The organism is Polaromonas sp., assembly GCF_030680935.1.
Taxonomy (GTDB): domain Bacteria; phylum Pseudomonadota; class Gammaproteobacteria; order Burkholderiales; family Burkholderiaceae_C; genus Polaromonas.
On the sequence record NZ_JAUXUP010000059.1, the window covers coordinates 75,595 to 85,332 of the forward strand.

Annotated in this window: 6 protein-coding genes; 4 read left to right on the forward strand and 2 right to left on the reverse strand. The window is 64.3% G+C overall.

The genetic code is table 11. From position 1 onward, the window contains the following. Positions 1–156: 156 nt before the first annotated feature. The 4 genes from Q8L50_RS14810 to Q8L50_RS14825 all read left to right on the forward strand — a co-directional run bounded on the left by Q8L50_RS14810 (position 157) and on the right by Q8L50_RS14825 (position 6,290). Positions 157–2,703 carry a DNA internalization-related competence protein ComEC/Rec2 gene (locus Q8L50_RS14810; protein ID WP_305349402.1) on the forward strand — a complete coding sequence of 849 codons (2,547 nt, stop codon included), beginning with the start codon at positions 157–159 and terminating at the stop codon, positions 2,701–2,703. 108 nt (positions 2,704–2,811) lie between these two features. Then, complete coding sequence (locus Q8L50_RS14815) at positions 2,812–4,317, forward strand: circularly permuted type 2 ATP-grasp protein (protein ID WP_305349403.1); 1,506 nt, start codon at positions 2,812–2,814, stop codon at positions 4,315–4,317. Continuing rightward, positions 4,317–5,276 (forward strand): alpha-E domain-containing protein, encoded by a 960-nt coding sequence (locus tag Q8L50_RS14820; protein ID WP_305349404.1) that lies wholly within the window; start codon positions 4,317–4,319, stop codon positions 5,274–5,276. Before Q8L50_RS14815 ends, Q8L50_RS14820 begins: the two co-directional genes overlap by 1 nt. Positions 5,277–5,468: 192 nt before the next feature. Further along, entirely contained in the window at positions 5,469–6,290 is an 822-nt protein-coding gene (locus Q8L50_RS14825; RefSeq protein WP_305349405.1) for a transglutaminase family protein, read from the forward strand. A gap of 61 nt (positions 6,291–6,351) precedes the next feature. On the opposite strand, the gene mltB is transcribed toward Q8L50_RS14825, so the two are convergent. Both mltB and Q8L50_RS14835 read right to left on the reverse strand, forming a co-directional pair. Beyond that, complete coding sequence (gene mltB / locus Q8L50_RS14830) at positions 6,352–7,476, reverse strand: lytic murein transglycosylase B (RefSeq protein ID WP_305349406.1); 1,125 nt, start codon at positions 7,474–7,476, stop codon at positions 6,352–6,354. A gap of 59 nt (positions 7,477–7,535) precedes the next feature. Next, the gene (locus Q8L50_RS14835) at positions 7,536–9,545 is read right to left on the reverse strand and encodes a DUF3488 and transglutaminase-like domain-containing protein (protein WP_305349407.1); all 2,010 of its coding nucleotides are present in this window, start codon (positions 9,543–9,545) and stop codon (positions 7,536–7,538) included. Positions 9,546–9,738 lie beyond the last annotated feature (193 nt).

Sequence of the window (9,738 nt, forward strand, 5' to 3'; positions counted from 1 at the left end):
AGCAAGAGCTGCGCCAAAAACCAGCATGGCTGTCAGCGTATGACCCGAGCGGGTCGTTTATAGGGAGAGCTCGGTGCCACCAAAAAACAATAACGGAAGCAGAGATTGAGGTCAGACCCATCTGTCAAGCCGCACGCAGGGACCAGGCTTTTTGGCATGGCGCTGGGTGGCTTTGTGGTCGGCGTTGCCCTGCAAGTCCAGCAGCAGCGGCTGTGGGAGCTCTGGGTTTACGTCTTTATGGCGCTGCTGGGGTTAGCCGGGGTGGGGCTGCTTGCTGGCGCGCTGCGATCTGGCCGGGGCGCGGCTACTGGGCATTGTCTGGCCGCCTTGGTCCTGGCGCTGCTCGCCGGTTTTGCAGGGACTGGCCTGCGCGCGACCGCTTTTCAGGCGGGCGCGCTGGCGCCTGGGCTGGAGGGCAAAGACATTGCGGTGACAGGCCGCGTGCTGGCCATGCCACAGCGCGCTGACGACGGGCTGCGGTTTCGCTTTGCGGTCGAAAGCGCGCGGCTCGATGGTGCGCTGGTGCAAGTGCCGCCGCAGATTTACCTTGGCTGGTATGCCGGTTTTGGCGGCAGGGCGCCTGCGCCCTCGCTGACGGATATCGACAACCCTGACGCCCCGATTGCGCCCGCTGCGCTGCTGGCCCTGCAGCGCCAGCCGCAAAACCTGCGCGCTGGCGAACACTGGCGCCTGACGGTGCGGCTAAAAGCGCCGCACGGCAACAGCAACCCGCATGGTTTTGACTACGAGCTCTGGCTGTGGGAGCAAGGCCTGCAGGCCACCGGCTACGTGCGCGCGGGCCCGCGTGATCCGGTCCCCCAGCTTGTTGCCGACAGCTGGCGCCACCCGGTCGAGCGGGCGCGGCAGGCGGCGCGTGATGCGATTTATGCGCGTGTGGCCGACCGGCAACTCGCGGGCGTGGTGGCGGCCCTGCTGGTGGGCGACCAGAACGCGATAGAACGTGCCGACTGGGATGTGTTTCGCGCCACCGGTGTGGCGCATTTGATGAGTATTTCGGGGCTGCACATCACGATGTTTGCCTGGCTCGCGGCGCAGCTGGTGGGCTGGGGTTGGCGGCGCTCGGCACGGTGGACGCCCGTGCTGTGCCTGGCGGTGCCAGCGGCCAGCGCTGCTGCCTGGGGCGGCCTGCTGCTGGCCGCCTGTTACGCAGTTTTCTCCGGGTGGGGCGTGCCGGCCCAACGCACCGTCTGGATGCTGGCCGTCGTGGTACTGCTGCGCCAGAGCGGCAAGCGCTGGCCCTGGCCCCAGGTCTGGCTTTTGGCCATGGCGGTGGTACTGGCGCTGGACCCCTGGGCTTTGCTGCAGGCCGGCTTCTGGCTTTCGTTTGTGGCGGTGGGGGTTCTGTTTGCGTCCGGCCGTGACGAAGAGCGAAACGCTATCAATTCAGGAGCTGCTCGCGCTCATTCTGAAAGGGCTGGAGGGCGATTTGATGCTGGAAAATGGCCTTTATTGGCCCTTGGCCTGCCCTGGCTGGGCCGCGTGGGCGGCGCGGTGCTGCGTGCGGCGCGAGAGCAATGGGTGCTGACGCTGGCGCTGGCGCCGCTGTCTTTGCTGCTGTTCAACCAGGTGTCGCTGGTCGGCCTGCTGGCCAACGGCCTGGCGATTCCCTGGGTGACCCTGGTGGTGACGCCGCTGACCTTGCTGGGGGCGCTTTGGCCGCCTTTGTGGGACCTCGCGGCAGCGGCGGTCGCGGCCTTGATGGTATTTTTGCAATGGCTGGCTGTCTGGCCGCTGGCCAGTATCAGCATGGCGGCGGCGCCACTGTGGTGTGCGCTGGCCGCGGTGGGCGGGGGCCTGCTGCTGGTGCTGCGGCTGCCTTGGCACTGGCGCGCGCTGGGGCTGCCGCTGATGCTTCCGCTGCTGCTGTGGCAACCGCTGCGCCCGGCCGACGGGGCGTTTGAGGTGCTGGCAGCCGATGTGGGACAGGGCAACGCGCTGCTGGTGCGCACTGCCACCCACACCCTGGTCTACGACGCCGGCCCGCGGTTCTCGCGCGAGAGCGATGCCGGCCACCGGGTGCTGGTGCCGCTGCTGCGAGCGCTCGGTGACCGGGTCGACACAGTGGTGTTGAGCCATCGCGACAGCGACCATGTGGGCGGTGCGCCGGCGGTGCTGGCAATGCAGCCGCAGGCGGCGCTGCTGAGCTCGATTGAAGACAGCCACGAGTTGCAGGCCCTGCGCCCGGCTACCCGTTGTGTGGGCGGGCAGCGCTGGCAATGGGACGGCGTGACTTTTGAGGTCTTGCACCCGCGGGCCTCGGACTATGACGCTGCAGCGCGATCGAACGCCATGAGTTGTGTGCTGCGCATCACCAATGGCGTGCAGAGCGCCTTGCTGGCCGGTGACCTGGAGCTGGCACAGGAGGAGCGCATGGTGGCCGCGGGAACGCTGCTCAGGGCCGACCTGCTGCTGGTGCCGCACCACGGCAGCAAAACCTCGTCGGGCGCTGCGTTTCTGGATGCGGTGCAGCCTTCGGTGGCGCTGGCGCAGGTGGGCTACCGCAACCGCTTTGGCCATCCGGCCCTGCCGGTGCTGGAGCGTTACCGCGAGCGCGGCATCAGGGTCTTTGACTCGCCGGCCTGTGGTGCGATGCACTGGTCCAGCCTGCAGCCCGGCACCGTGGCATGCCAGCGCCAGCAGGCCACGCGGTACTGGCACCACGTGCTGCCAGCGGCACGCTGAGGCCCGGCCGGTGGCCCATCCGGCGTGCGCCTACAAACGCCTGGCGTATTCCTTGCTAAGCTACATTCATAACTATTGCATCCGTAATCCTTGCCGGAGACCAAGCCGATGAGCCGCCCCATGTTTGATGAGATGAATGCCACGGACGCCAGCGTCCGTGCACACTACCAGAGCTACCAGCGCTGGCTGGCCCGGCAACCCGACGCGGTGATGCAGGCCAGGCGCGCCGAGGCCGAGATGATTTTCCGCCGCGTCGGCATCACCTTTGCCGTGTACGGCGACAAGGACGACGGCAATTCCGAAACCGGTGGCACCGAGCGCCTGATCCCCTTTGACCTGATCCCGCGCATCATCCCGGCCCACGAGTGGGCCAGCATGGAAAGCGGGCTGATCCAGCGGGTGACTGCGCTAAACCGCTTCATTCATGACGTCTACCACGACCAGGAAATCATCAAGGCCGGCGTGATCCCGTCCGAGCAGATTTTCCAGAACGCCCAGTTTCGCCCCGAGATGATGGGCGTTGAGGTGCCGGGCAATATCTACTCGCACATCGCCGGCATCGACATCGTGCGCGCGCCGAATGCGCAGGGCGAGGGCGAGTACTACGTACTGGAGGACAACCTGCGGGTACCCAGCGGTGTCAGCTACATGCTGGAAGACCGCAAGATGATGATGCGGCTGTTCCCCGACCTGTTCAGTGAAAACCGGGTGGCGCCCGTGGCGCATTACCCCGACCTGCTGCTTGAGACCTTGCGCGACAACTCGCCCGCGCACCGGGCCGAGCCTACGGTGGTGGTGCTGACGCCGGGCATGTACAACTCGGCGTATTTCGAGCATGCCTTCCTGGCGCAGCAGATGGGTGTGGAACTGGTCGAGGGGCAGGACCTTTTCGTCAAGGACAATTTTGTGTACATGCGCACCACGCGCGGCCCGAAACGGGTCGACGTGATTTACCGCCGCGTGGATGACGATTTTCTGGACCCGCTCGCCTTCCGCCCAACCTCGACGCTCGGTTGTGCCGGCCTGCTCAATGTGTACCGCAGCGGTAATGTGGCGCTGTGCAACGCCATTGGCACCGGTGTGGCCGACGACAAGTCCATTTACCCTTATGTGCCGAAGATGATCGAGTTCTACCTCGGCGAAAAACCCATCCTGAAAAACGTGCCGACCTATATGTGCCGCAACGCGGACGACCTCCAATACACGCTGGCCAACATGAAAGACCTGGTCGTCAAGGAGGTGCACGGCGCCGGCGGTTACGGCATGCTGGTCGGACCGGCTGCCACCAAGGCCGAGATCGAAGACTTCAGCAAGGCGGTGCAGGCCAATCCGGCCGGTTACATCGCCCAGCCGACGCTGAGCCTGTCCACCTGCCCAACCTATGTCGAAAGCGGCATAGCGCCGCGCCACATCGACCTGCGGCCCTTTGTGCTCAGTGGCAAAACCGTGCAGATGGTGCCGGGGGGCCTGACACGGGTGGCACTGAAAGACGGCTCGCTCGTCGTCAATTCATCCCAGGGCGGCGGAACCAAAGACACCTGGGTGCTGGAGGATGCGCATGCCTCGGGGCAGTCGCAGTCGGAGTCGCAAAGTCAGACGCAGGGAGTCAAATGATGTTGTCACGCACTGCTGATCATTTGTTCTGGATGTCACGCTACACAGAGCGCGCCGAAAACACCGCACGCATGCTGGACGTCAATTACCAGACCTCGTTGCTGCCGCAATCCACCGGCGTCGCGCAGGTTGGCTGGCAGGGTTTGCTGAGCATCAGCGAGCTGTCACCTGCCTATGAAAGCAAATACGGCGCGGTCAGTGCGCGCGATGTGATGGACTTCATGGTGCGCGATGAAAAAAATTCGTCCAGCATCATCTCGTGCCTGAAAAATGCGCGTGAAAACGCCCGTGCGGTGCGCGGCACGCTGACCACCGAAGTCTGGGAGACGCAGAACCAGACCTACCTGGAAATTTTCCGCATGTTGCGCAACGGCGACTTCGAGCGCGACCCGAGCCAGTTTTTTGAATGGGTCAAGTTCCGCTCGCACCTGTCGCGCGGTGTCACGGTGGGAACCATGCTGCACGACGAGGCCCTGCATTTCATGCGACTCGGTACTTTTCTGGAACGCGCCGACAACACGGCGCGTCTGGTCGACGTGAAGTTTCACGCGGTGCAGAGCGATTTTTACGGCGCTGCCAGTGAGAAGGACCAGGAGTACGACTTCTACCACTGGAGCGCGATTTTGCGCAGCGTCAGTGCGTTTGAAATTTACCGCCGTGTCTACCGCAACGTGATCAAGCCCGAACGTGTGGCCGAGCTCTTGATCCTGCGCGCCGACATGCCGCGCTCGCTGGCGGCCAGCCTGCACGGTGTGGTGAACAACCTGCAGATGGTGACCGACGACCAGACCTGCGAAACCGTGCGCCGTGCCGGCAAACTCAATGCCGACCTGCAGTACGCGCGCATCGACGAGATTCTGGCCACTGGCCTGCACGCCTACCTGACGCAGTTCCTCGACCGCGTCAACGAACTTGGCGTCCACATCAGCCGCGACTTCCTGGTTCCGGCGACGGCGTGAAGCACCAACGCGCGCCTGATCAGGCCAGGCAAGACCCTCCTTCCTGGAGCGCGCGATGAACAAACGTGGGACTTTTCAATCAAGCAGGGGCCGCGGAACCGGCTTCGCCGGGCCGCAGGCGCAGCGGCCCCCTAGGGGGGTATCCTTCGACGGGCTCGGGACGAACGGGAAATCAGCGAATGTGGGGGCCCTATGAGGTTACACGTCCGCCACACCACGCGTTACCGCTATACCGAGCCGCTGCGTTATGCGCTGCAAACGCTGTGGCTCACGCCAAAAACCGGCCCCTCGCAAAACGTTCTGTTTTGGACCCTGGGGGCACCCGGTGCGCTGCACGAGCAGCACGATGGCTGCGGCAACAGCATCCACTCGTACACCTTCGTGGCCGACGCTGCGGCGCATGTGACCGGTAGCCTGGTCAACGCGGCGGGGCAGGTGGACACGCTGGGGCTTGCCCAGTTCACCGACGACGCCGCCATGCCGCACCCCGCGTTTTTTCTCAGGCCAACGACGCTCGCCGCGCCGCATGCGCTGCTGGCCGATTTTGGCCGCCGGTTTGTGACCGCCCCGGTTTCCGGTGGTGTCACCGACCTTGGCATGCTTTTGGCCCTCAGCCAAGGCGTGGCAGGCGCAGTCAGCTATCAAAAAAATAGCACCAGTGTGACGACGACGGCGCTGCAGGCGTTTGAAGCCGGCGCCGGTGTGTGCCAGGACCAGGCGCATGTGATGGTCGCCATCTGCCGCAGCCTGGGCATTCCGGCGCGGTATGTCAGCGGCTATTTTTACGCGGCCAATGAGCCGGATCTGGCCAGCCACGCCTGGGCCGATGTCTGCCTGGACGTGGCGGCCAGGCGCTGGGTCAGCATCGACATCACCCACAGCTGCCTGATTGATGAGCGCCATGTGCGCCTGGCGGTGGGCACCGACTACAACGCCTGTCCGCCGATCAAGGGCATACGCCACGGCGGTGGTGAGGAAGAGATGATGGTGGACATCACGATTGAGCCAGTTTGAATCCCGGCCAAAAGTGGTGTCTGGTTGCGAGGTTCGCCGTGGTCAGCCCCCGTCGTTCTGACTACCTGACCCGTGCCGCCACTTCCCGCCCCAGATCAATCACCGCCATCGCGTAATAACTGCTCCAGTTGTAGCGGGTGATTGCATAGAAGTTGTCGGTGCCGGCCACATAGGTCGGTGGGCTGCCGCCGTTGGCCGGGTCGCCGTTGAGCAGCTCAATCAGTGCCAGCGGGCCTGTGTGCCTCAAAGCCTCGCCCTCCAGCACGGCCCCCTTGGCGGTGAAGCTGGCCACGCTGAAGGTCGGCAAAATATCGGGCGCCATCAAGGTATCCATGTCCAGGGTCGCGCTGTCAAAACGAACCGGGTAGTGCGTGGGCATGCCCGGTTGCCAGTTGAAGGCCTTGAAGTAGCTCGCCACCGAGCCGATCACGTCGGCCGGGCTGTTCCACAGGTCAATCCTGCCGTCGCCATCAAAATCAACCGCGTATTTGACCCAGCTCGATGGCATGAACTGGGGCATGCCCATGGCGCCGGCATAACTGCCGCGCGGTGAGGCCGGGTCGCTGCCCAGTCGGCTCTGGTGGCTCAGGAACTGCTCCAGCTCGCCTTTGAAAAATTCGCTGCGCTCCCGGGCGCGTGGGTGTGTGGCGGGGAAGTCAAAAGCCAGGGTGGCCAATGCGTCCAGCACGCGAAACTTGCCGGTGTCGCGGCCATAAATGGTTTCGACGCCGATGATGCCGACAATGATCTCGGCCGGTACGCCGTACTCCTGCTCGGCACGGGCCAGCGTGGCCTGGTTGTCCTGCCAGAACCTGGCGCCGGCGGCGATACGAATCGGGTCGATAAAACGGCTGCGATAAACGCGCCAGTTTTTGACAAAGGTCTTGGCTGGCGGCTGCATCAGCCGTATCACGGCCGTGCTCATGCGCGCCTGGCCTATGGCCTGCCGCACCCACACCACATCCAGGTCACGCCGGCTGGCCAGGTCATCGGCAAAACGCATCGCTTCCGGGCGGCTGGCGTAGGCGGCTTCCTGCGTTGCCGCCTGGCGCGGACTTGTTTGCTGAACCTTGCTGGCTTTTAGGCTGCTGGCCCTTGCTGTACCTGCGCAAGCAGCTATTAAAAGAATAGCAAACACCATGCCGCGAGAAAACGACCTGGGCGTGAAGGGGAAAAAATCAGTCATGCAAAAAGTTGGTCCGGAAGCTGATAAAAAGTCGGGTGGGGTGCTGGCTGCTGGCGTCGTCATGCCGGCCAACCCAGACTGGCGTATTGCCGCTGGAGCTGTCTCAAGCGGCTACGCGCAGCGCCGTCGGCACTGGCCGCGTAACGTTGCGCTTCGAGCTGCATCAGCCAGTCGTGCAAGGCCTGACCACCGCTGCCGTAGCGGGCCAACACCTGCAGCGCCAGCGCGCGCGGTGGCGTGGCCGGGCTGCTGCTTATGCCGGCCTTGTGCAATTGTTTGCGCGTGCGTGCCAGCAGGCGCAGCCACGGGTCGTGCTGGACCCGGTCCCACAGGCCCCAGGCCGCCCCCGCCGCACTGACCAGCACGATGACGCCAATCAACACATAGGCCAGGTCTTCCCAGCTGGGCGAATCAAAGCCCATGCTGCGCAGCAGATTGAGCTGTTTGCCCTGGGTGTAATTGAGAACCCACTGGTTCCAGCGGTTGTTCACCGCCTCCCAGGTGGCGCGGAACTGCGCCGACAGATTCGGGCTGAGCGTGCCCAGCGCCTGCCCGACGATGCCTTGCGGCGCTGCCAGCCGCTGAAAGGGGCCGGTGCGGCCCGGCGAGACGGCAGAGGTCGGGTCCACCCGCACCCAGCCCTGGTCCGCCTGCCAAACCTCGGCCCAGGCGTGTGCGTCGCTTTGGCGCAGCACCCAGAAGCCATCCACCGGGTTGATCTCTCCGCCCTGGTAGCCCGTAACGATACGCGCCGGTATGTCAAGCGCGCGCATCAGCACCACAAAGCTGGAGGCAATGTGCTCGCAAAAACCCTGTTTGCGGTCAAACCAGAACTCGTCGGCGGTATTGGCGCCATACACCCCCGGCTCCAGAGTGTAGGTGTAGCCGCCGGTACGCAGCCTTTCCATGGTGGCTTGTACCAGGGCGGGGGTGCCCGCCTGTGCGTAACGGGGGTCGCGCCTGATCTCGGCGGCCAGCGCCAATGTACGCGGGTTAAAACCAGGCGGTAATTCAACAAACTCCTGCAGACCGATTTCCTGCCGGGCGGGGCCGTGGCTGAAATCGGTGTGGCTTTGTACCTTGTAGCGAAGCAGGTCGGTGACGGGCCTGTCGGTCATCCACTGCAAGTCAGCCGTCATCCGGGTACGCAGATTTGGCAGCACAGGCGCTTGCTCTGCCGCCTCCATCACAAACAGCCAGGGGCGGCCGGTGGGCTCCAGCGTGACTTCGTAAGACAGCGGCGGGCCTTGCACACGCAGGTTGTCGGCCAGCTTGTAGCGCGGTGGAAAATTGGACTGAAACGATGGCCGCCATTCGCGACCGTCAAAGCTGGAGAGTACCGGCCCGCGAAAATACAGGTCTCGCTGTGGCGGCGGCCTGCCTTCAAAGGCGATACGCATGGCGATGCTGCTGTCCAGTGCCAGGCTGGCAATGGTGCCTACCTGCATGGTGGCGCTCAGGCCGCTGCGGCCCGTCATGGCGTCTGACGGAACACCCCACAGCGGCGCCAGGCGTGGAAACAGCATGAACAGCACCACCATCACGGGCGCGCCCAGCAGGGCCATCCAGCCAGCGGTTTTTGCAGCCTGCAAAAGCGGTGGTTTGCCAACTGGCATGTGCGCATTGACCAGGGCGGTCAGCAGGCCCAACAGGCCCAGCAGCATGCTGAACGCTGTCAATAGCGACTGGGAATAGAAAAAGTTGGTGAGCATCGTGAAGAAGCCCAGAAAAAACACCACAAAAGCATCACGTCGGGCCCGCAGTTCCAGCGTCTTGAGCGCCAGCAGGATCACGATCATCGTGACACCGGCGTCGCGCCCCAGCAGCGAGCGGTACGTCAGCAGCGTGGCACCCACCGCCAGGGCCAGCAGACCCAGCAGCCACCACCTGCCAGGCAGACTCTGGTTGCCAAGCGCCAGCTTGCCCCGCCACGCCAGCATGCCCGCTGCCAGCGCGCTGCACCACCATGGCAGCGCGCGCACTTGCGGCAGCAACACCCAGGCGATGACCGCCAGCAGGAACAGGGTGTCGCGGGCTTCGCGGGGAAGGGCGTTTAGGCGGGCTAACATTTGTTGCCCCGCCTGACCGATGTTGTGCGGTTAAACGGAGCTGCCACGTTTTGCCTGCAAGCCGGGTCTCGCCCCGGCGGGCGACTCACTTTCTCTTGCGTCGCTGTATAGACCGGAGACATGGGAAACAGGTGTGCGGAGACATAGGAAACACCTTGGAATCTCATCAGGCTTGCGTCAGGGTATTCAAGTC